Origin of the sequence: Micromonospora sp. Mcm103, assembly GCF_024519755.1 — a bacterium.
Lineage (GTDB): Bacteria > Actinomycetota > Actinomycetes > Mycobacteriales > Micromonosporaceae > Micromonospora > Micromonospora aurantiaca.
Map to the genome: position 1 here is coordinate 65,118 of NZ_JALJRJ010000005.1, position 20,699 is coordinate 85,816.

20 protein-coding genes and 1 riboswitch are annotated in these 20,699 nt (G+C 74.1%); of the genes, 6 read left to right on the top strand and 14 right to left on the bottom strand.

What is annotated here, in order from left to right; genetic code table 11:
• Positions 1-83 precede the first annotated feature (83 nt).
• Positions 84-1,112 (bottom strand): ABC transporter substrate-binding protein, encoded by a 1,029-nt coding sequence (locus OC439_RS09280; RefSeq protein WP_262013076.1) that lies wholly within the window; start codon positions 1,110-1,112, stop codon positions 84-86.
• A gap of 284 nt (positions 1,113-1,396) precedes the next feature.
• Between OC439_RS09280 and OC439_RS09285 the strand changes: the two genes are divergently transcribed.
• From OC439_RS09285 to OC439_RS09300, 4 genes are all read left to right on the top strand, one after another.
• Positions 1,397-2,179, top strand: coding sequence for an ABC transporter ATP-binding protein (locus OC439_RS09285; RefSeq protein WP_194801410.1), 783 nt, complete (start codon positions 1,397-1,399; stop codon positions 2,177-2,179).
• 2 nt (positions 2,180-2,181) lie between these two features.
• Positions 2,182-3,132 (top strand): LLM class F420-dependent oxidoreductase, encoded by a 951-nt coding sequence (locus tag OC439_RS09290; RefSeq protein ID WP_262013266.1) that lies wholly within the window; start codon positions 2,182-2,184, stop codon positions 3,130-3,132.
• Positions 3,129-3,437 carry a cupin gene (locus OC439_RS09295; RefSeq protein ID WP_262013077.1) on the top strand — a complete coding sequence of 103 codons (309 nt, stop codon included), beginning with the start codon at positions 3,129-3,131 and terminating at the stop codon, positions 3,435-3,437. Before OC439_RS09290 ends, OC439_RS09295 begins: the two co-directional genes overlap by 4 nt.
• Before the next feature lie 74 nt (positions 3,438-3,511).
• Positions 3,512-6,325: a hypothetical protein gene (locus OC439_RS09300; protein WP_262013078.1), complete on the top strand. Its 2,814-nt coding sequence runs from the start codon at positions 3,512-3,514 to the stop codon at positions 6,323-6,325.
• A gap of 47 nt (positions 6,326-6,372) precedes the next feature.
• Here OC439_RS09300 and thiC read toward each other — a convergent pair whose 3' ends face one another.
• The 7 genes from thiC to thiE form a co-directional block, all read right to left on the bottom strand.
• Complete coding sequence (gene thiC / locus OC439_RS09305) at positions 6,373-7,956, bottom strand: phosphomethylpyrimidine synthase ThiC (protein WP_262013079.1); 1,584 nt, start codon at positions 7,954-7,956, stop codon at positions 6,373-6,375.
• 17 nt (positions 7,957-7,973) lie between these two features.
• A complete protein-coding gene (gene thiD / locus OC439_RS09310) occupies positions 7,974-8,762 on the bottom strand; it encodes a bifunctional hydroxymethylpyrimidine kinase/phosphomethylpyrimidine kinase (protein ID WP_013288598.1) in 789 nt (262 codons plus the stop codon).
• A gap of 79 nt (positions 8,763-8,841) precedes the next feature.
• Complete coding sequence (locus OC439_RS09315) at positions 8,842-9,531, bottom strand: thiamine phosphate synthase (RefSeq protein WP_315985919.1); 690 nt, start codon at positions 9,529-9,531, stop codon at positions 8,842-8,844.
• 38 nt (positions 9,532-9,569) lie between these two features.
• Positions 9,570-10,343: a thiazole synthase gene (locus OC439_RS09320; RefSeq protein WP_262013080.1), complete on the bottom strand. Its 774-nt coding sequence runs from the start codon at positions 10,341-10,343 to the stop codon at positions 9,570-9,572.
• A gap of 5 nt (positions 10,344-10,348) precedes the next feature.
• Positions 10,349-10,549 carry a sulfur carrier protein ThiS gene (gene thiS, locus OC439_RS09325; RefSeq protein WP_262013081.1) on the bottom strand — a complete coding sequence of 67 codons (201 nt, stop codon included), beginning with the start codon at positions 10,547-10,549 and terminating at the stop codon, positions 10,349-10,351.
• Positions 10,540-11,670 (bottom strand): glycine oxidase ThiO, encoded by a 1,131-nt coding sequence (gene thiO, locus OC439_RS09330; RefSeq protein ID WP_262013082.1) that lies wholly within the window; start codon positions 11,668-11,670, stop codon positions 10,540-10,542. The genes thiS and thiO overlap by 10 nt, the downstream gene beginning before the upstream one ends.
• Positions 11,664-12,290 carry a thiamine phosphate synthase gene (gene thiE, locus OC439_RS09335; RefSeq protein WP_262013083.1) on the bottom strand — a complete coding sequence of 209 codons (627 nt, stop codon included), beginning with the start codon at positions 12,288-12,290 and terminating at the stop codon, positions 11,664-11,666. Before thiE ends, thiO begins: the two co-directional genes overlap by 7 nt.
• A riboswitch (TPP riboswitch) is annotated at positions 12,285-12,396 on the bottom strand. It overlaps the preceding gene by 6 nt.
• A 118-nt stretch (positions 12,397-12,514) precedes the next feature.
• Between thiE and OC439_RS09340 the strand changes: the two genes are divergently transcribed.
• A complete protein-coding gene (locus tag OC439_RS09340; RefSeq protein ID WP_262013084.1) occupies positions 12,515-13,426 on the top strand; it encodes a DUF559 domain-containing protein in 912 nt (303 codons plus the stop codon).
• Between the two features lie 327 nt (positions 13,427-13,753).
• Here the strand turns inward: OC439_RS09340 and OC439_RS09345 are convergent, their stop codons facing one another.
• From OC439_RS09345 to OC439_RS09360, 4 genes are read right to left on the bottom strand one after another with little or no spacing between them, the layout of a single operon-like run.
• Positions 13,754-14,716 (bottom strand): aldo/keto reductase, encoded by a 963-nt coding sequence (locus tag OC439_RS09345; protein WP_262013085.1) that lies wholly within the window; start codon positions 14,714-14,716, stop codon positions 13,754-13,756.
• Positions 14,717-14,737: 21 nt separating this feature from the next.
• Entirely contained in the window at positions 14,738-15,544 is an 807-nt protein-coding gene (locus tag OC439_RS09350) for a nucleotidyltransferase family protein (protein ID WP_262013086.1), read from the bottom strand.
• The gene (locus OC439_RS09355) at positions 15,541-17,220 is read right to left on the bottom strand and encodes an ABC-F family ATP-binding cassette domain-containing protein (protein ID WP_262013087.1); all 1,680 of its coding nucleotides are present in this window, start codon (positions 17,218-17,220) and stop codon (positions 15,541-15,543) included. Before OC439_RS09355 ends, OC439_RS09350 begins: the two co-directional genes overlap by 4 nt.
• 41 nt (positions 17,221-17,261) lie before the next feature.
• Complete coding sequence (locus OC439_RS09360) at positions 17,262-17,867, bottom strand: class I SAM-dependent methyltransferase (RefSeq protein WP_262013088.1); 606 nt, start codon at positions 17,865-17,867, stop codon at positions 17,262-17,264.
• A gap of 124 nt (positions 17,868-17,991) precedes the next feature.
• On the opposite strand from OC439_RS09360, the gene OC439_RS09365 reads away from it, so the two are divergent.
• Positions 17,992-19,197, top strand: coding sequence for a hypothetical protein (locus tag OC439_RS09365; RefSeq protein ID WP_262013089.1), 1,206 nt, complete (start codon positions 17,992-17,994; stop codon positions 19,195-19,197).
• Positions 19,198-19,204: 7 nt separating this feature from the next.
• Here OC439_RS09365 and truA read toward each other — a convergent pair whose 3' ends face one another.
• Both truA and rplQ read right to left on the bottom strand, forming a co-directional pair.
• The gene (truA, locus tag OC439_RS09370) at positions 19,205-20,038 is read right to left on the bottom strand and encodes a tRNA pseudouridine(38-40) synthase TruA (protein WP_262013090.1); all 834 of its coding nucleotides are present in this window, start codon (positions 20,036-20,038) and stop codon (positions 19,205-19,207) included.
• 70 nt (positions 20,039-20,108) lie between these two features.
• On the bottom strand, positions 20,109-20,669 hold the full coding sequence (gene rplQ / locus OC439_RS09375) for a 50S ribosomal protein L17 (RefSeq protein WP_013288611.1): 561 nt from the start codon (positions 20,667-20,669) through the stop codon (positions 20,109-20,111).
• Positions 20,670-20,699: the final 30 nt, after the last annotated feature.

The window sequence follows — 20,699 nt, forward strand, 5'->3', positions numbered from 1 at the left end:
GGTCGGTGTGACCGGCACGCGAAGGGGGTGCGCCCCACCGGGGTGTCCGGCGGGTCGCACCCCCGTTGGCCCGAGCGGGCCGGTCAGGCCTTCGGCGCGAGGCTGAAGTCGATGATCTGGTCCGGGGTGAGGTTCTGCTTCAGCGCACCGGCGCCCTGGAGCAGCGCGATGCTCTTGGCCACCCGGCCACTGTCCAGCGTGCCGATCGCGGTGCCGGAGTTGCTCGACCGCACGTACGCGGCCATCAGCTGAAGCTCGGCGGACGCCGCGGCCGGGACGGCGGCCGGCACGTTCTTCTTCAGGATCTCGGCCGCCTCGTCCGGGTTGGCCAGCGAGTACTCCAGGCCCTTGAGCAGCGCGGCGGTGAACTTCTTCACCATCTCCGGCTTCTCCTTGGCGATCTTCGACGAGGTGATCAGCGCGTTGCCGTAGAGGTCCTGCATCACGTTGCTGTACGGCAGGACGACCGGCTTCTTCTTGGTCACCGTCTCCACCGTCGGCTGGCCGACGACGAACTGGCCGATGCCGTCCACCGAGCCCGAGCCGAGCATGCCGATCAGGCCCTGCGCCTCACCGTTTACCCAGGTCACCTTGCTGCCGTCGATGCCGGCGAGGCGCGCGTACGTCGGGAAGAGGTTGCGCACGACGGACGTCGGGGTGTCGGCGAGCTTCTTGCCCTCGAGGTCCTTCGGGGTGGCGATGTTCTTGCCCTCGACCGTGACGATCGCGGCCATGGTGCGCTGCTGGATCGCGGCCACCGCCACGAAGTCCTTCGCCTGGCCGTTGCCGAGCTGGAGGATGCCACCGGTCAGGTCGATCGGGCCGAAGTCGGCCTGGCCGCCGGTGATGGTCTGGATCACGGAGCCGGTGCCCTGACCGGGCTTGATGTCGACGTCGAAACCGGCCTCCTTGAAGAAGCCCTTGTCCTTCGCCACCCAGGCGTAGGAGTCACGCCCGAAGTTGCCGAACGAGGTGAGGTACGTCACCTTCTCCAGTGCCGCGCCGTTGCCGCCGCCGCTCTCGGACTTGTCCGAGTCGCTGCTGCAGCCGCCCACCAGGGCGAGGGCGGTGGCCAGAGCCGCGGCGGCGACCGTACGGGTCAGCCTTCTCATCAGTGCACCATGTCCTTTCCGACCAGGACTTCTTCGCCGGTCGGGTCGTGGGTCCGACGGGGTCGGCAAGTGGGTTCGGCCGACTGGACCGTCGTGAGGGGACTCTTCGCGCGCAACAGCGTACGAGAAGCCGGATGACCTGCCGCCGCCGTCCCGGTTGCGGAACGGAAACGAAGTTGCGTGACGGAAAGCGGACTGACGTCCACCCCGGACAGTGCTATAAGCACCGTCCGCTACGCTAGCCCGGCTCGCATTCGGACGACGTGGAAGGGAGCCGGCGGAAGATGATCCGACTGTCCGGGGTGTCCCGCACCTTCGACGGCCGTTCAGGGCGGGTGGAGGCGTTGCGCGGCATCGACCTCGACGTCGCCGAAGGCGAGTTCGTCGCCGTCCTCGGCCGGTCCGGCTGCGGCAAGTCCACGCTGCTGCGCATGATCGCGGGCCTGCTCCCGGTCACCGGCGGTGAGATCACCGTGGGCGGTACGCCGATCACGAAGCCCCGCCGCGACGTGGCGATGCTGTTCCAGCGGCCGGCGCTGCTGCCCTGGCGCTCGGTGCTCGACAACGTGCTGCTGCCGGTGGAGATCTTCGGCTGGCGCCGCGCCGAGCACCGCGACCGGGCCCGCCAGTTGCTGGAGATGGCCGGGCTGGGCGGCTTCGAGAAGCGCCTCCCGCACGAGCTGTCCGGCGGAATGCAGCAGCGCGTGTCGCTGTGCCGGTCGCTGGTCGGCTCGCCCCGGGTGATGCTCATGGACGAGCCGTTCTCCGCGCTCGACGCGCTCACCCGCGAGGAACTCTCCGGCGAACTCCAGCGCGTGCACATGGAGACGAAGGCGACGATCGTCTTCGTCACCCACTCGATCGACGAGGCGGTGCTGCTCGCCGACCGGGTCGTCGTGCTCAGCCCGCGCCCCGGGCGCATCCGCGAGGTGGTCGAGGTGAACGTCCCCCGGCCGCGCACGCTGGGCCGCCACGAACACCTGGAAGACGTCGCGCGGATCAGCGCCGAGCTGCACGAACTGCTGATGGAGCGGGACGCCCCCGGCGTACCCGTCGGAGGCCGGTGACCATGCGGGTCTCGGTGTTCACCGAACCCCACCGCGGTGCGGACTACGACGACCAGCTCCGGTTCGCCCGGCTGGTCGAGGAGACCGGCTTCGAGGGCTTCTTCCGGGCCGACCACTATCGGGCCATGGGGGACGAGCCGGCGCCGCCCGGCCCCACCGACGCCTGGCTGACGCTCGCCGCGCTGGCCCGGGAGACCTCCCGGATCCGCCTCGGCACGCTCGTCACGTCCGCCACGTTCCGGCTCCCCGGGCCGCTCGCCGTCATGGTCGCCCAGGTCGACCGGATGAGCGGCGGCCGGGTCGAGCTGGGCATCGGCGCCGGATGGTACGAGCGCGAGCACACCGCGTACGGCATCCCGTTCCCGCCGGTCAGCGAGCGATTCGACCGGCTCGCCGAGCAGCTGGAGATCGTCACCGGCCTGTGGCGCACCCCGGCCGACGAGACGTACAGCTTCACCGGTGAGCACTACCGGCTGGTCGACGCGCCCGCGCTGCCCAAGCCGGTGCAGCAGCCCGGCCCGCCGGTGATCGTCGGTGGCCGGGGACCGAAGCGCACCCCCGAGCTGGCCGCCCGCTACGCCGACGAGTTCAACATGCCGTTCAAGAGCGTGGCCGAGACCGCCGCCGCGTACGAGCGGGTACGCGAGGCGTGCGACCGCGCCGGGCGGGACGCCTCCGGCCGCGCGCCGCTGACACTCTCCGCCGGCATCGTGGTGGCGATCGGACGCACCGACGCCGAGGCGCAGCGCCGGGCCGCGCCGCTGCACGTCTCCAGCGCGCTGCCGCCGGAGGACCCGGTGGTCGGCTCCCCCGCCCAGTTGGTCGACCGGATCGGCGAGTTCGCCGCCATCGGGGCCACCCGGGTGCACCTGCGCCTGATCGACTTCGACGACCTCGACCACGTGGAGCTCATCGCCGCCGAGGTGCTCCCCCGACTGGACGGACCACGATGACCGAACTCCCCGCCGACCTCGAACTCGGCCCGGTGGGCCAGGAGATCGTGTACGAGAACGACCGCGTACGCGTCTGGCACATCCGGCTGGAGCCGGGTGAGCGGCAGCCGCTGCACCGCCACGACCACCCGTACCTGGTGGTGGCCATCCAGGGCGCCAAGAACGTGGTGCAGACGATCGACGGCACCACCATCGACGCCGACGAGCCGACCGGCGGCGTGGTCTACCGCGACCCGGGCGCGGTGCACATGCTCACCAACGTCGGCGACACCACCTACCTCGCGCGCCTGGTCGAGCTGAAGTAGCCACACCGGCGGGTTCGCCGCGCCGCGCGGCGGCAAGGTGGCGATCGGGGTCACCGGGCCGTAACGTGCCCGACATGGCCTTTCGGACGTGGGGCAGGCTGCTGCTCACGGCGCTCGGGGTGAGCGTACTGGCCGGGGCCGGCCAGTTGGGGATCGCGTACGGCTTCGGAGTCGTACGCCTCGACGGCGCGTTCGTGGACGTCTCGGTCAACCGGTGGCCCGCCCAGCTCGTCTGGGTGGGCTGGTTCGCCGCTGTCGCCACGGTCGCCGGAGCCGTCCTCACCGAGCGCTTCGCCCGCCGCGACGACAGTCCCGGCGGCACCACCGAACTGCTCTCCATCGCCGGCGTCAGCGCGCTGGGCGCGATGGTGGTCGCCCCGCTGTGCATGCAACCGGCCCGCGCGGCCGAGCTGGGCGGATCCGTCGACCCGGTCTGGGCCGCCGGCATCTGCGCCGCCCTCGGCGCGGTCGTCGGGGCGGGCGCGGCGATCGCCGTCCTGCTCAAGCCGCCGTTCGGCTGGGGCGTGGCGATCACCGCCGGCATCGTCTGGCTGCTGGCGCTGCTCTCCGTCGCACCCACGATCGTCGCCAACCGCCCGCTCGCCACGGTACGGCTCGGCGTCCTCGAACCCTCCTGGCTCGATCCGGAGGCGGCCCAACGCCTGTCCATGCTGCTGCTGCCGGTGCTCGCTCTGCTGGCCGGCGGCGCGGTCGGCGTACTCGCGCGCCGGGCCGAATGGCCGCCGCTGGTCGGCGGCGCGGCCGGGGCGGCCGGTCCGGTGCTCGTCGCGTTCGCCTACCTGACCGCCGGTCCCGGCTCGGCGACCGACCGCTACCAGGTCGCGCCCTACTACGGCGCGCTGATCGCCGTGATCGCCGGTGCGCTCGGCTCGACCGCCACCACCGTGCTGCCCCGCCCGGTCACCGCCACCGGCGACCCCGACGCGGTCGAGGCCACCGACATCCTCGCGCCGCTGCCGCACTCGTCCGCGCCGGGCGTCCCGGCCGCCCCGCCCGAGCCTCCGGTGACGAGCGGCGCCGCCGCGCCCGCGCACTGGAACTGGCCGGAGCCCGGCGGCTCGGCCACGGCGACGGCCGGCACCGATCTTCCCGCGGCCGGCCGGCCGGCCCTCGCGGATCTGCCCGCCGTCGATCAGCCGGCAGTTGCGGAACGGCCGGTGGGTGAGCGCTCGGCCGTCGCCGACACGGGCCACGGCCAGCCCATGCCGGGTCTACTGCCCCCGGGCCGCCGGACCTCGGCCATCGACGTCCTCGCCGCGGGCCGCCCCGACCCGGGCACGGGCACGGGCACGGCCCACGCGGGCAGCACCGGCGAGGCGGCCACCACGGACCGTGCGACCACTCTCGACCCGGCCGTCGCCGGTTCCGAACCCGCCGATGGAGCGTCCGGGCAGGCGACAGCCGCACCGACCGACAGCGGGGCCGTCTCCACCACGTCGGCCACCGGCTCCGGCTCCGCAGCCGGGACCGACGGTGCCGCACCGGAAGCGGCGGCGACCGCGCCCCGGGTGACCCGGCCGCGCCGCACCCGCGCCGGCCGGTCCGCCGACCCGATCGACGGACCGGCGTCACGCGCCGACGGCATCACCGCACCTCGCCCCGCGGACGTCTCCTCCCCGAGCGCCGGTGCGGGCACCACCTCGAACGAGACGTCACCGGCCACCGCCGAGGGCCAGGTGCCCGGCCCGCGTACGGATGGCGGCGCACCCGCCGGACCGGTCGCGGCCGAGACGGACAGCGCCGTCCCCGCCGGACCAGCCACTACCGACGCGGGCAGCGCCACCCCCGCCGCGCCGCCGGCCGAAGCCACCGGCCGCTCCACCCGCTCCCGGCGTCCCCGCGCCTCGAAGGCCGGACCGCGCGCCACCGGCCCGGCCACTCCCGAGTTCGACCCGGCCGACGCCGCACCGACGACGGCGGGCGGGCAGGCCGAAGCGGTGCCGACGAAGACCAGCGCCCAGGACGGCTCGTCCGACGCCGCGCCGACGGCGACCGGCCGCCGGACCCGGCCGGCACCGGACGCCACCGACACCGCCCCGATCCCCCAGGCCGCGAACCCGGCCCGGAACGACGCGAGCGCCGCCTCGGCACCGGACCGCACGGACTCTGGCGCGCCTGACGGTTCCCTCGGCAGCCCGGCTCCCCGTGCCGACTCCAACGAGGTCGCGTCGCCGGGGCGTACCGGACGCAACTTCTTCTTCGACGACCCGGCGCCGGTCCCGTCGCCCCGGCCCCGGTTCCCGATGTTCGAGGACGTGACCGGGACGCCCGGCGAGGTGCGCCCGGCCTGGCCGATCACCCCGGCGGGCCGCCCGCACCGCGCGACCACCGAACCGGACGCACCGGCTCGGGACGCCGCGGAGGCGAACGTCCCGGCCGAGCCGGCGCCGCGTCCCCGCCACCGGGGCCTGCCCGAGCCGGGCGCGAGCACCGGATGGGACGCGCTCGCCACGAACGCCCGCCCGGCAGGGCCGCTCACCCGGCCCGAGGCGGGGAAGCCTGTCGCCCGGCCCGCGACGACCGTCGCACCGGGCGAGGCGGGTGCCGCGCTGCCGGACACCACCGCCGCACTGCCGGACACCACCGCCGCACTGCCGGAGGCCACCGCCACGGAGACGGAGGCGGACTCCCGGCGCGGGCGGCACGCCGGACCGGACGACGCCGACGCGTCCGGCGGGAAGTCGAAGCCCCGGCGCGGCCTGTTCCGGCGCAACCGGGCCAAGGACGAGCCGGAGCCGGCCGAGCGTACGGCCGAGCCGACCACCGCTGCCGACGACGAGTACGTGGACTGGGTGGCCGGTCTCGCCTCGGACGACAACGCCGACGACGCCCGCTCGCTGCGGACCGGACGGCACCACCGCGACTGAACGACGGCCGGGGCGGACCGGGTCGAAACGGCCCGCCCGGGCCTCGCTCACGCCAGCGGCAGGTACACCCGCGATCCGGAGGCGACGAACTCCTCGGACTTGCCGCGCATGCCCCGCGCCGCGTAGTCCTTCAGCTCCTGGGTGATCTTCATGGAGCAGAACTTGGGCCCGCACATCGAGCAGAAGTGCGCGGTCTTCGCGGGCTCGGCGGGCAGCGTCGCGTCGTGGTACGCCCGCGCGGTCTCCGGGTCGAGCGCCAGGTTGAACTGGTCGGACCAGCGGAACTCGAACCGGGCCCTCGAGAGCGCGTCGTCCCACGCCTGCGCGCCCGGGTGCCCCTTGGCCAGGTCGGCCGCGTGCGCGGCGATCTTGTACGCGATCACGCCCGCCTTCACGTCGTCGCGGTCCGGCAGCCCGAGGTGCTCCTTCGGGGTGACGTAACAGAGCATCGCGGTGCCGAACATGCCGATCATCGCCGCGCCGATCGCGGAGGTGATGTGGTCGTACGCGGGCGCGACGTCGGTGGTCAGCGGCCCGAGCGTGTAGAACGGCGCCTCGTGGCACCACTCCTGCTGGAGGTCCACGTTCTCCTTGATCTTGTGCATCGGCACGTGCCCGGGGCCCTCGATCATCACCTGCACGTCGTACTCCCAGGCGACCTTCGTCAGCTCACCGAGCGTGCGCAGCTCGGCGAACTGCGCCTCGTCGTTGGCGTCCGCGATGGAACCGGGGCGCAGGCCGTCACCGAGGGAGAACGTGACGTCGTACTTCGCGAGCAGCGAACACAGCTCCCGGAAGTTCGTGTAGAGGAAGTTCTCCTCGTGGTGCGCCAGGCACCAGGCCGCCATGATCGAGCCGCCCCGGGACACGATCCCGGTGACCCGGTCCACCGCCAGCGGCACGTACGGCAGCAGCACCCCGGCGTGCACGGTCATGTAGTCGACGCCCTGCTCCGCCTGCTCGATGACCGTCTCGCGGAACACCTCCCAGCTCAGCTTCACCGGGTCGCCGCCGACCTTCTCCAGCGCCTGGTAGATCGGCACCGTGCCGATCGGCACCGGCGCGTTCCGCACGATCGCCTCGCGGGTCTCGTGGATGCGCTTGCCGGTGGACAGGTCCATCACGGTGTCCGCGCCCCACCGGGTGGCCCAGGTCAGCTTCTCCACCTCCTCGGCCACCGACGAGGTGACCGCCGAGGTGCCGATGTTGGCGTTCACCTTCACCAGGAACGCCTTGCCGATGATGGCCGGCTCGCACTCGGGGTGGTTGACGTTGAGCGGCAGCACGGCCCGCCCGGCCGCGATCTCGTCCCGCACGAACTCCGGCGACACCGACTCCCGGATCGCCACGAACTCCATCTCCGGCGTGACGATCCCGGCCCGGGCGTACGCGAGCTGAGTGGGACGGGTTCCGGCCAGCGGCGTGCCCGCTCCGCGTACCGGGGCCACGTCCCCGCGTTCGGCGATCCACGGTCCGCGCAGCGCGGGCAGCCCCACCTCCGGGTCGGAGCCGGGACCGGAGGTGTCGTAGAGCCGTACCGGAGGGTTGTCCCCGGTCAGCGTCACCTCGGCGAACGGCACCCGGATGTCCGGGCGTGACCCTTCCACGTACACCTTGCGACGTGCCTGCATGACAGCCTCCCTGTCGCTCATGCGGACCAGCCGAAGTGGTCCAGCGGGCCGCGTCCCGCGCCCAGCTCCCAGGTCCGCGCGCCGGTCAGCGCGCGGGTGACGTACTCCTTGGCGGCCGCCACCGCGACCGGCACCGCGTCGCCCGCGGCGAGCCGGACCGCGACGGCGGCCGAGAACGAACAGCCGGTGCCGTGGTTGTGCCGGGTGTCCACCCGGGGCGCGCGCAGCAGGCGGGTCGTCCCGCCGCCGGCGAGCACGTCCACCGACTCGCCGTCGGCGTCCACGTCGCCGCCGGTCACCACCACGAACGCCGGTCCACGCGCCGCCAGCGCCTCGGCCGCCGCGACCATCTCCTCGACGGTGCCCACCGGGCCTCCGGTGAGGGCCGCGGCCTCCGCGCAGTTCGGCGTCGCGACCTCCGCGTACGGCAGCAGCCGCTCGACCGCCTCCACCACGCCGAGCCGGTGCCCGCTCGTGGCGACCAGCACCGGGTCGACGACCAGGTGCGGCAGCCGCCCGGCCCGGGCCGCCTCGGCCACCGCGTCGGCGACGGCCGGGGTGCCGAGCATCCCGGTCTTCACAGCGCGCACGTCGAAGTCGCCGAGGACGCTGTCCATCTGGTCGCGCACTGTCTGCGGGGGCAGCGGCAGGACGGCGTCCACGCCCCTGGTGCTCTGCGCGGTGACTGCGGTGAGAACTGTCGTGCCGTACGCCCCGAGCGCGGCGAACGTCTTGAGGTCGGCCTGGATGCCCGCTCCCGCTCCGGAGTCGGAGCCGGCGATGCTCAGAACTGTTTTCGGCGTCACTTGTCTTCTCCGGTGGTTGCGGTTCAGGGCTGCGGCCGACCGTGCCCACTCCGGGCGGTCAGGCTTGATCCCTCCGTGGTCACGGTCGGCCGCAGCCCTTCTCGTGTGGGCCTTCGTCGGATCGCGCGGGGTGGGTGCGCGCCACACGGGTGGCCGCCTCCTGGAAGGCTCTGCCAAGCGTGGTGGCGGTTTCGGTGGAGTCGTTGGCGCGCATGACGGCTCCCAGGACTGCTACTCCTGTTGCGCCCGCTTCAACGCAGGCCGCTACCTGAGCTGCCGTTTCGATGCCGCCGAGGGCGAGCACCGGGACCGGGCTGGCTTTCACCAGCTCGCTCAATCCGTCCGGTCGCAACGCCGGGCCGTAGCCGGGCTTTGTCTGTGTCGCGTAGACCGGGGACAGCGTCGCGTAGTGCTCGGTGGTGAGCCGGGCCAGCTCGGCGGTGTCGTGGCAGGAGCGGCCGACGAGTCCGACGGCGGGCGGCGGGTACGGGCCGGCCGCGGGCAGGTGCACCGCGTCCCCGTCGAGCGGGTCCGGTCCAGCGACGACGAGCGTGCCGCCTGCCTCGGCGAGGATCGCGCGCAGGTCGACGGCGAGCGCGAGGCGTTCGGCGCGGGGCAGGTCCTTCTCCCGCAGCACCACCCACCGCACTCCCCCGCCGACGGCACCAGCGACCACGTCGACGAGCGGTCCCCGAGCGACCCGTCGATCGGTGAGCACGACGACCCCGGTCGGACCGGCGTAGATCTTGTTACGCGGCCGTCCCTCCACGGGCGCCTCCGTACCAGGATCCGCAGCGCGTACGGCGGTCACAGGTCCGGCCGTCCCTCGTCCGAGGTGGACGGCAAGGCGTGGAAGCGGCGGGTGATGCGGCCCGCGCCGTACGCCAGGCGGCCGGCCTCGACCGCGTACCGCATGGCCGTGGCCATCGCCACCGGGTCGGCGGCCCGGGTCACGGCGCTCGCCAGCAGCACCGCGTCGCAGCCCAGCTCCATCGCGAGTGCCGCGTCGGAGGCGGTACCGATGCCCGCGTCGAGCACCACCGGCACGTCCACGGCCGCCCGGATCAGCCGGATGTGGTGCGGGTTGCCGATGCCCAGCCCGGAACCGATCGGCGACCCGGCCGGCATCACCGCCGCGCAGCCCACGTCGGCCAGCCGCCGGGCCAGCACCGGATCGTCCGAGGTGTACGGCAGCACTGTGAACCCGTCGGCCACCAGTTCCTCGGCGGCGCGCAGCAGCTCCACCCCGTCGGGCAGGAGCGTGCGCTCGTCGCCGATCACCTCCAGCTTCACCCAGTCGGTGTCGAACGCCTCCCGGGCCAGGTGCGCCGTCTTCACCGCCTCCACTGCGGTACGGCAGCCGGCCGTGTTCGGCAGCAGCCGTACGCCGCACCGCTCCACCAGGTCGAGCAGGCCGCCCGACCCGCCGGGCGTGGTGTCCACCCGGCGCAGCGCCAACGTCACCAGCTCGGTGCCGGAGGCGCGGATGGCCTGCTCCAGCACGTGCAGGTTGGCCGCGCCGCCGGTGCCGAGGATGAGCCGGGAGCCGAACGTGACCCCACCGATCTCAAGCGTGGACATCCTGCTCACCCGCCCTGGGTGGCGCTGAGCACCTCGACCCGGTCGCCGTCGCGCAGCACGCTCGCCGTCCAGCCTCCGCGCGGCACCACCTCGCCGTTCACCGCCACCGCGAGCCCGCGCTCCCGGTCGGTGACGGTGCGGACCACCTCGGCGACGGTGACGCCCTCGGGCAGCGTCCGGCCGGTGCCGTTGACGATCAGTTCCACGTGCGCTCCTTCCCGAAGCGGTCCGGGGTGAAGGGGACGAGCGCGGGATCCGGCTCGCCGGTGACGATCAGTTCGGTGACCAGGTCGGCGGTGACCGGGGTGAGCACGATGCCGTGCCTGTGGTGCCCGGTCGCGGCGAGCACGCCCGGCCGCCCGGGCAGCGGCCCGATGATCGGCGCGTTGTCGGGCGTACCGGGGCGCAGCCCCGCGACGGCCTCCACCAGCTCGTACTCGACGAGTTCCGGCACCAGCTCCACGGCGGCGCGCAGCAGTGTCAGCACGCCACCGGCGGTGACAGCGGTGTCCGCGCGCTCCTCGACCGTCGCCCCGACCACGACCTCTCCGCTGTCCCGGGGCACCAGGTAGACCGACTCGCTGTCCGCGTACCCCCGGATCACGTGCCGGAAGCCCGGCGGACCGCCACCCGGCGCGCGCAGCCGCAACACCTGGCCCTTGACCGGCCGGACCGGCAGGCCGGTCAGCGCCGCCGCGCCGCATCCGGCCGCGACCACGGTGATCCTTGCGTCCACCTCGGACAACGCGCCGACGCGGGCCGGACGCAGCTCCACCCCGGCGCGCTCGGCGGCCGTGCGCAGCGCGACGACCAGCCGCCGCGGGTCGACCTGGTGGTCGCCGGGCGCGACAGCGCCGCCGCGCACGCGCGGCGCCAGCGCCGGCTCGCGGTCGCGCAGCTCCGAGGGGCGCAGCGGCGTGATCGGCAGTCTCAAACCCCGTTGGTACGACCACAGCCGCCCCGCCTCGGCCAGGTCGTCGGCGGTGAGCCCGACGACGAGCGTGCCCTCGGTGCGGTAGCCGAGGTCGACGCCGCTCGCCCCGGCCAGCTCGGCGGCGAAACCGGGCCAACGCGCGGCGGACTCGACGAGGAGCGCGGTCAGTTCGTGCTCACCGAAGTACGCCTCGGCGACCGGCGACAGCATCCCGGCGGCCACCGACGACGCACCCGACCCGGGCCGGTCGTCGTGCACGACCACGCGCAGTCCGCGCTGCGCGCACCGCCACGCGATCGCCAGTCCCACCGGCCCGGCGCCCACCACCGCCACGTCGGTAAGGAAGGGCCCCTTATTAACGCCTCCGGTAGAGGAAGAGCCCCCTTTTAACACGTCAGGGCCCGAATCAGCTCGGCGGTGGCGTGCGCTGGATCGGCGGCCAGGCTGAGCGCGCCGACCACCGCCACCCCGTACGCCCCGGCCGCCCGCAACGCCGGCACGCTCGCGGCGGTCACCCCGCCGATCGCGATCACCGGCACGCTCACCGCCTCGGCGACCGCGCGTACCCCGTCGGGGCCGATCGGGTCCGGCAGGCCGGACTTGGTGGTGGTGGCGTGGCACGGGCCCACGCCCAGGTAGCTCGCGCCCGCGTCCACCGCCGCACGGGCGCCTACCGGCTCCCGGGCGGTCGCGCCGAGCACCGCGTCCGGGCCGAGTACCCGGCGGGCGGCTGCGACCGGCAGGTCGTCCGCGCCGACATGGCCCCCGGCGGCGTCCACCGCGAGCGCCACGTGCAGCCGGTCGTTGACCAGGCACCGCGCTCCGTACGGCCGGCACGCCTCGGTCACCCGGCACGCCAGCTCGTACGCCTCCCGGTCGGTGGCGTCGTCCTCCACGCGCACCTGCACGACGAGGTCGGCGCGCGCGACGGGCAGGGCGGCACGCAGCACGGCGAGCGGGTCACGCCCCGGCCGGGTGTCGGTGATGAGATGCAGTCGTCCCAGGGACAGCACGGCAACGCTCCTCCCTGCGCCGGCATTACCCGGATCAGGTTCGACGGTCGGGGGCTCCCAGCCCCCCTCTCAGCCCGGTCCGCACCGGGCTCCCGTGGGTCACTTGCGGCCTACCGTACGACGCCTCCCGCCCGTACGGAAGCCCGGGTGAGGTTTTTCCCAGGAACCAGCCGTCCGCCGGATCGGGGCAGCGGGTGACCGTCCCGTCACGACACGCTGCCGGGATGGCCGTTCCCGCCCGCGTTCCGCGCCGCCTGGCGATCGTGCCGTTCCGAGGCGGCAGTGTCGTCTCCGAAGGGCTGCTCACCTGGACGATGCTGCGCGGGCCGGCGTGGATCCGCCTACTGCCGGACGTGTACGTGCACCGGGACGGATACCGCGCCGACGACCACCGGATGTGGTGCGAGGCGGTGACGTTGCGTCTGCCGCCGGATGCCGTGCTTGCCGGACGCAGCGCCGCCTGGGTGTACGGCGTGGACGTGCTCACCCGCGACGCGCCGGTCACAGTGGTGCTGCCGCCTGCTGCTCGACTGCGACCGCACCCACGGTTGCGGGTGGTCCGTTCGCCGCTGCCGGAGCAGGATCGCACCCTCGTCGGCGGGCTACCGGTCACCACCCCGCTGCGTACCGCGTTCGACCTGGGCCGCCACGGCACCCGCGTCGAGGCGTTGGTCGCCGTCGACGCGCTGCTGCGTCGCCGGGCCGTGAAGCTGCCAGTCCTGCGGGCCTACGCCGCCGACCGGCCGGGTTGGCCGGGTGCTCCGCTGCTGCGCGAGGTACTGGCGGTGGCCGAGCCGCTGAGCGAGTCCCCGATGGAGACACGGTTGCGGCTGCTCCTGCTCGACGCCGGCCTCGGCCCGCTCGTCGCACAGCACGAGGTTCGCGCCGGCGGACGCTTCGTGGCTCGGGTGGACCTGGCCTGGCCGGCTCTCCGCCTCGCGGTCGAGTACGACGGCGACCACCACCGGGAGCGGGCGCACTTCCGGCGGGACGTGGCGCGCCTGAACGCGCTCCGCGCGGCCGGGTGGGTCGTGCTCCGGTTCACCGGCGACGACGTGCTACGCCGCCCCGACGCCACAGTGGCCCTGGTGCGCCAGGCCCTGGCAGAACGTCGCGCCATCGAGACGAACCACTGATCCGTGCCCGCAGCCCCGGCCCGCCACCCGCCGCCTGGCCGGTCCGGGCCGGGCCGGGCCGGGCCGGGCCGCCCGAGACGCCACGGGCGTCAGAAGGCCCGCCCGCAGACACCTATGGCGTTCCACTCGCGACTGAATCTGGCGACGAGTGGAACGCCATGGGTGTTTCAAGGCCCTTTTGACACCCATGCCGTTCCACCCGTCGTGAGCGCTGCCTCTGAGTGGAACGCCATGGGTGCCTCCGCGCGCGGGCGGCCACGGTGGGTGCACGCCGACACGCGGACGGATCCAACGCACGAGCGGGCGCGTCGGTACCGGCGGGGACGGTCAGAGGATGGCGTCCAAGGCGTCGAGGTCCTCGTCGCTGGGCTGCCACGTCCCGGCTTCGGCGTTCGCCTTCACCTGCTCGGGGGTCGTCGCGCCGGCGATCACGGAGGTCACGGCGGGACGGGCGGCCAGGCCGCCGATGGCTACCTGGAGCATGGTGATGCCGCGCTCGGCCGCGTACGCCTCGATCGCCTCGATGACGTCCCAGCGCGCGGCGGCCAGCCGCTCGGCGTACCGGCCGCCACCGGCCAGTCGGCTACCAGCCGGGGGCGCCTCACCGCGCTTGTACTTGCCGGTGAGCAGCCCGTTGGCGAGCGGGAAGAACGGCAGCATGCCGAGGCCGAACCGCTCGCAGGCGGGGATCACCTCGTCCTCCACCCCGCGTTCCACAAGCGAGTAGTGGTTCTGCGCGGAGATGAACCGGGTACGCCCCTGCGACGACGCGGTCCAGTCGGCGTCGGCGATCTGCCAGCCGGCGAAGTTGGAGTTGCCCAGGTAGCGCACCTTGCCGGCGGTCACCAGGTCGTCCAGCGCGGCGAGCGTCTCGTCGATCGGGGTGCCCGGGTCGGGCTCGTGCATCTGGTACAGGTCGATGTGGTCGGTGCCGAGCCGGCGCAGCGACGCCTCGACCGCGCGGGCGATGTAGCGGCGGGCGCCCCGGGCGCCGTGGTCCGGCCCGTTCGCGCCGTGCATGTCCATGCCGAACTTGGTGGCCACCACCACGTCGTCGCGGCGGCCCTTGAGCGCCTGGCCGAGCAGTTCCTCGGAGGCGCCCTGCGGCTCGCCGTAGATGTCGGCGGTGTCGAAGAAGTTGATCCCGGCGTCGAGCGCGGCGTCCACCACCGCCCGGGTGCCGTCGCTGTCGAGTTTGCGGCCGAAGTTGTTGCAGCCGATACCGACCACTGACACCACGAGCCCGGAGTCGCCCAGCCGGCGATAGGTCATCTCACTCACGAGATCCACCCTATGCCCGCTGCCCGGGTGTCATCCGGGCAGCGGCAGCACCTCGGTGGCCAGCGTCCGGGCGGCGGCGATCGTCGCCGCCAGCTCGGACGGGGTACGCCCCACCGCGCCCAGCAGTTCCTGCGCCCGCTCGGCGAAGTCCGGCGGCGCACCAGGCAGGCGTCCGGCGGACGTGATCATGCCCTTCTCGTTGACCAGCCACCGTCCGGCCCGGCCGTGCAGCGCGTGGACCAGCACGCCGACCACCCGGAACAGGCAGCCCGCCACGTAGCCGGCGTCGCCCCCGGCCGCGCCCTTGGCCGCGCCGTCGAGCAGCAGCCCGGTCTCCCAGCCGCCGGCGACCAGCGCGGCGCCGAGCGCGGGCGGGTAGTCGACGGTCTCGGCCCGCAGCGCGGTCAGCTCGCCGCTCGGGTCGCCGAGCACCCGCCCGAGCGCCACCTCCCCGGCGTACGCGTGCGAGTAGAAGCCGAGCGGGTGCCCGGCCTGCGCCTCGACCGTGTAGCGGCCGGCCCGGCAGTCCGCCCACACCCGGTGCACCCGGTCCAGGTCGCGGTAGATCCAGTCCACTGCGACGCCGCCGACACGCAGCCAGCCGCCCCCGTCGACCCACGGCCCCCAGCCGCCCGGTGCGGTGAGGTCCACCGGCCCGTCGGCGATCGAGGCGGCCACCGCGCGCAGCCCGGCCAGGTCCGGCGTACCCCGGTAGTAGAGGCCCAGGTCCCAGTCGGAGTCGGGCCGGTGGTCGCCGCGGGCGCGGCTGCCGCCGAGCGCCACCGCGACCACGCCGTCCACCGCGCACAGCCGATCGGCCAGCTCCCGGTCGATCACCCCACGTCCCAGACCGGCTCCGGCGTCTCCACCACGTCGCCGTCGCCCCGGAACAGCACGAACCGGTCGAAGGTACGGGTGAACCACCTGTCGTGCGTCACAGCGACCACAGTCCCCTCGAACGCGGTCAGCCCGGCCTCCAGCGCCTCGGCCGAGGCCAGGTCGAGGTTGTCCGTGGGCTCGTCGAGCAGCAGCAGCGTCGCCCCGGACAGCTCCAGCAGCAGCACCAGGAAGCGGGCCTGCTGCCCGCCGGAGAGCGTGCCGAACCGCTGGTCGCCCTGGCCGGCGAGCTCGTACCGGGACAGCGCCGCCATGGCGGCGTGCCGGTCCATGCCGGCCCGGTGGTCGTCGCCGCGCCACAGCACCTCGACGAGCGTCTTGGCCATCAGCTCCGGCCGGTCGTGGGTCTGCGAGAAGTGCCCGGGCCGGACCCGCGCGCCGAGCCGCACCACGCCACCGTGGGCGACCGGTGCGAGCGCGCCGGCACCGTCGACTGGGGTGTTTCCCGGCTCCGGGTCGGTGCCGCCGCGGGCCAGCAGGCGCAGGAAGTGCGACTTGCCGGTGCCGTTCGCGCCCAGCACCGCGACCCGGTCGCCGTACCAGAGTTCCAGGTCGAACGGGTACGTCAGGCCGTCCAGCTCCAGCTGCTCGGCGATGACCGCGCGCTTGCCGGTCCGCCCGCCGGTCAGGCGCATCCGGATGTCCTGGTCCTTCGGGGGTACGGGCGGCGGCCCGGCCTCCTCGAACTTGCGCAACCGGGTCTGCGCGGCCTGGTAGCGGGACGCCATCCCGTCGTTGTACGCGGCCTTCTGCTTGTACATCAGCATCAGCTCGCGCAGCTTCTGGTGGTCCTCGTCCCAGCGTTTGCGCAGCTCGTCGAGGCGGGCGTGCCGGGCCACCCGGGCGTCGTGCCAGCTCGCGAAGCCGCCTGGGTGCACCCAGGCGCTGCCGCCCTCCACCGCGACGACGCGGTCGGCGGTCTGCGCGAGCAGTTCCCGGTCGTGCGAGACGTACAGCACGGATTTGGCCGACTCGCGCAGCCGCCCCTCCAGCCAGCGTTTGCCGGGTACGTCGAGGAAGTTGTCCGGCTCGTCGAGCAGCAGCACCTCGTCCGGGCCGCGCAGCAGCAGTTCCAGCGCGAAGCGTTTCTGCTGGCCGCCGGAGAGCGTGCGGACCGGCCGTTCCCGGGCGCTGTCCCATGGCAGGTCCAGCACGATGGTGGCGACGGTGTCGAAGAGGACCTCCGCGTCGTACCCGCCGGTCTCGCCCCAGGCGGCGAGCGCCTCGGCGTACGCGAGCTGGGTCTTCGCGGCGGCGGAGCTGTACTTGCCGCGGACCTCGGCCGCCCGCATGGCCGCCTCGGTCTCGGCGAGCCGCCGCCCGGCGTCGCGCAGCGCCGGCGGCGCCAGCGACAGGGCGAGGTCGGCGAGCGTGGACTCGTCGCCGATCATGCCGATGAACTGCCGCATCACGCCCAGCCCGCCGGAGCGGGCGATCGCGCCGGTCTTGACCGGCAGGTCACCGGCGACCATCCGCAGCAGCGTGGTCTTGCCGGCGCCGTTCGGGCCGACGAGCGCCACCTTCGCGCCCTCACCGACCCGGAACGACACGTCGCTGAACAGCTCACGCCCGTCCGGGAGGATGTGCCCGACTCCTGCCACGTCCACGTATCCCACGCGGGCATCCTGCCCGAGCCGGGTCGGTGGACGACACCGGATTACCGGGTGACCCGCAGCACCCGGTAGCCCTTCTGGCTGGCCTGCCGCTCGACGGACCAGCCCTGCTCCACCAGCCAGCGGTGCAGCGAGTCGCCGCCGAGGTGCCGGGCGACGACCAGCCAGGCCACTCCGTCCGGGGCGAGCCGGGGCAGCCAGCGCAGCAGCAGGCGGTGCAGTTCCGCCTTGCCGATGTGGATCGGCGGGTTGGACCAGATCTGGGTGAAGGTGACGTCGTCCGGCAGATCGTCCGGCGCGACGGCGCGTACCCGGTCGGCGGCGCCGACCCTTGCCGCGTTGTCGGTAGTGAGGGCGCGGGCGCGCTCGTTGACGTCCACCGCCCAGACGGTGGCCTTCGGCGCGACAGTGGCGAGGACGCAGGTGATCGGGCCGAAGCCGCATCCGATGTCGAGCAGCGCGCCGGTGACGTCGGCGGCCGGCAGGTCGGCCTTGCGCAGCAGCACGGCGGTCCCCGGGTCGAGCCGGTCGGCGGAGAAGACGCCACCGGCCGAGCCGAGTGTGTAGTCGCGCCCGGCGACTGTGAACTCGACCTCGCGCGGGCGGGCCGGGGTCGAGGGTTCAGCGGTGAAGTAGTGGTCGCCGGTCACGCAGGCATTCTCGCACCGGGCCGGGGCGGTTCCGGCGACGGTGTCACGGGCAGGCCGGACGCCACTCCACCAGAATTTCCCGATATTACCCCTGAAAGGGACAATCAGCCCTACTCTATGCCACATGGTGTACCGGTACGAGTCCGATGAGGACGCCTTCCTGGAGTACCCGAAGCCCGGGTCGGCCCCCACCGGGCCCGCAGCCACGCCTCCGCCCGCGGGTCCGTCACGCTCCCGCTTCCCCACGCCGTCGCTGCCCCCGCCGCCGCGCCCGCAACCGGCGCTGCCGCCGGCCGGCGCGGCCGAACAGGCCGACCCCGACGGGCAGGCGGTGGCGGACGACACCCGCGCACCCGTTCCGGCACCACCGGCCCCGGCGCCGGCACCCGGACGGCCCGCGCCACCACGGGAGCCGTCCCCGGTGCCGCAGCCCGCGCCGCCCATGCCCGCGCCCGTACCGGCGGCGGTGAACCGGCCGACGGTGCCGATCCCGGCCAGCCCCACCGCCCGCGCCGCCGACGTCTCCGAGCTGCCCCGGACCCGGCGCGCCGAACGCCGCGGCGGCGGGCGGCTCTGGCAGACGCTCGTCGGCGGTGCCGCCGTCCTGCTGCTGCTCTCGCTCACCGGGCTCGCCGTCGCGGCTCTGCTCGACGAACGCACCGCCACGCCCCCAGCCGGCCAGCCGACCCCGCAGCCGACCGAGTCGAGCACCCCGTCCGGTGCCACCGACCTGGACTCCCGGGACACCGACCAGGCGTCGCTCACCGCCACGGAGGTCTTCCCGACGAAGGATCTGGTGGTCACCGACGGAAAGCCCGCATACCGGGTGCTGAAGACCCAGGCCAGCACGAAGTGCCAGGTAGCGGCCACCGGCGAGATCGCCGACCTGCTGGTCCGGCTCGGCTGCAACCAGGTCGTGCGGGGCACGCTCCGCTCCCCCGACGGCGACCACCTGATCACCGCCGGCCTGTTCAACCTCACCGACGTGGCCACCGCCCAGCGCGTACGCGACCGCATCCGGCCGCTGCTCGACGCGCGCCAGGGACGGTTCCGTGGCATGGCGGCCGGCGACGACACCGACGCGGTGGAGAAGGCCGCGGCCCGGGTCGCCTGGCAGGTACGCGGACACTACGTCGCCTACTGCCTGGTCACCCGCGCCGACGGGGAACGCATCCCGAGCGACGACGCGGCCGCCCGCGAGATCATGTACGACATGGTCGAGCTGCACCTCAACCGGGGTGTGCTGGACCGTCGCGCGGCGGCCGGCACGGCCGGTCAGCCCGACGCGGAGTCGGCCGGGGACAGCGCCGGACAGCGGGGCACGGACTGAGGCGGGCTCAGCCCTCGGCCACCGGCACCCGCAACCGGCGGGTCTCCTCGGCGCGGCGGGCGTACTCGGCCGGGTCGGCCGGGTAGCCCACAGCGACCAGGGCGAGGCCGTGCGCCGGCGCCACTGTCACCTCGCTGGAGCGTTCACGCCGGGTCAGCAGGCCGGCCGGCCACTGGACCGGCCGCCGACCGTCGCCGGCCACCAGCATCGCCCCGACCAGGCTGCGCACCATGTTCTGGCAGAACGCGTCGGCCTGCACGGTGGCGACCAGGATCCCGTCCGGGTCGCGCCGCCAGTCCAGCCGGGTCACCTCGCGCAGCGTGGTCGCGTTCTCCTTGCGCCGGCAGTACGCGGCGAAGTCGTGCTCGCCCACCAGCCCGGCGGCGGAGGCATTGAGGGCCGCCAGGTCCAGCGGCTTGGGCCAGGCCAGGGTGTCCCCGCGGCGCAGCGGCTCGGCGCCCCACGGTGCGTCGGTGACCCGGTACTCGTAGCGCCGGAACGTGGCCGAGAACCGGGCGTCGAAGTCGGCGGGCACCTCGGTCATCGCGCGTACCCGGACGTCAGGCGGCAGGAGCCGGGCCAGCCGGCGCAGCAGCCGCCCCTCGTGCTCCCGCCACACGGGAGTCGGCAGGTCGAGGTGGCAGACCTGCCCGGTGGCGTGCACCCCGGCGTCGGTACGCCCGGCCACCGTCAGGCCGGTCACCGTGCCCGCGCCGAGCACCAGGTCCAGCGTCTGCACGAGTACGCCGGCCACGGTGCGCCGGGTCGGCTGGGGCGCCCAGCCGGAGAAGTCGGTGCCGTCGTACGAGACGTCCAGCCGCAGCCGGGTCCGCTCGTCCACCTCGTACCTCCTGTCGACGGCGACGGGCCCGGCACCCCCGAGGGGATGCCGGGCCCGGTCGAGCCTGATCTCAGGCCTTGTCGTTCTCGGTGGCCTCGTCGCTGTCCTCACGGGCGGCGGCGGTGTCACCCGACGCGGAGACCGGCGCCTCGGCGTCCTGGTCACCGGCGCTGGAGCGCGGGGTCTCCTCGGCCGGGGCCAGGGCCTCGACCTTGTCCTGCTGCGCGGCCTTGCGGGCGGCGGTCTTCTTGTTCGCCTTCGGCTCGGCGACCTGAAGCTCCTCCACCAGCTCGATGATCGCCATCGGAGCGGCGTCACCCTTGCGCGGACCGGTCTTCACGATCCGGGTGTAGCCACCGTTGCGGTTGGCGTACCGGGGCGCGATCTGGTCGAACAGGGCGTAGACCACGTCCTTGTCCTTGACGACGCCCAGCACGCGGCGGCGCGAGGCGAGGTCGCCGCGCTTGGCCTTGGTGATGAGCTGCTCGGCCAGCGGACGCAGCCGCCGGGCCTTCGTCTCGGTGGTCTGGATCTTGCCGTGCTGGAACAGCGCAGTGGCCAGGTTGGCCAGCATCAGCCGCTCGTGCGCGGGGCTGCCGCCGAGGCGGGGGCCCTTGGTGGGCGTGGGCATGCTTGGTGCTCCTCAGGTGTGGCGGCAGCG

What these genes read in the sequence shown, in the direction of transcription:
- OC439_RS09280 (WP_262013076.1), bottom strand. Translation starts at nt 1,112, where the DNA reads ATGAGAAGGCTGACCCGTACGGTCGCCGCCGCGGCTCTGGCCACCGCC.
- OC439_RS09285 (WP_194801410.1), top strand. Translation starts at nt 1,397, where the DNA reads ATGATCCGACTGTCCGGGGTGTCCCGCACCTTCGACGGCCGTTCAGGG.
- OC439_RS09290 (WP_262013266.1), top strand. Translation starts at nt 2,182, where the DNA reads ATGCGGGTCTCGGTGTTCACCGAACCCCACCGCGGTGCGGACTACGAC.
- OC439_RS09295 (WP_262013077.1), top strand. Translation starts at nt 3,129, where the DNA reads ATGACCGAACTCCCCGCCGACCTCGAACTCGGCCCGGTGGGCCAGGAG.
- OC439_RS09300 (WP_262013078.1), top strand. Translation starts at nt 3,512, where the DNA reads ATGGCCTTTCGGACGTGGGGCAGGCTGCTGCTCACGGCGCTCGGGGTG.
- thiC (WP_262013079.1), bottom strand. Translation starts at nt 7,956, where the DNA reads ATGCAGGCACGTCGCAAGGTGTACGTGGAAGGGTCACGCCCGGACATC.
- OC439_RS09320 (WP_262013080.1), bottom strand. Translation starts at nt 10,343, where the DNA reads ATGTCCACGCTTGAGATCGGTGGGGTCACGTTCGGCTCCCGGCTCATC.
- OC439_RS09340 (WP_262013084.1), top strand. Translation starts at nt 12,515, where the DNA reads ATGGCCGTTCCCGCCCGCGTTCCGCGCCGCCTGGCGATCGTGCCGTTC.
- OC439_RS09365 (WP_262013089.1), top strand. Translation starts at nt 17,992, where the DNA reads ATGGTGTACCGGTACGAGTCCGATGAGGACGCCTTCCTGGAGTACCCG.
- rplQ (WP_013288611.1), bottom strand. Translation starts at nt 20,669, where the DNA reads ATGCCCACGCCCACCAAGGGCCCCCGCCTCGGCGGCAGCCCCGCGCAC.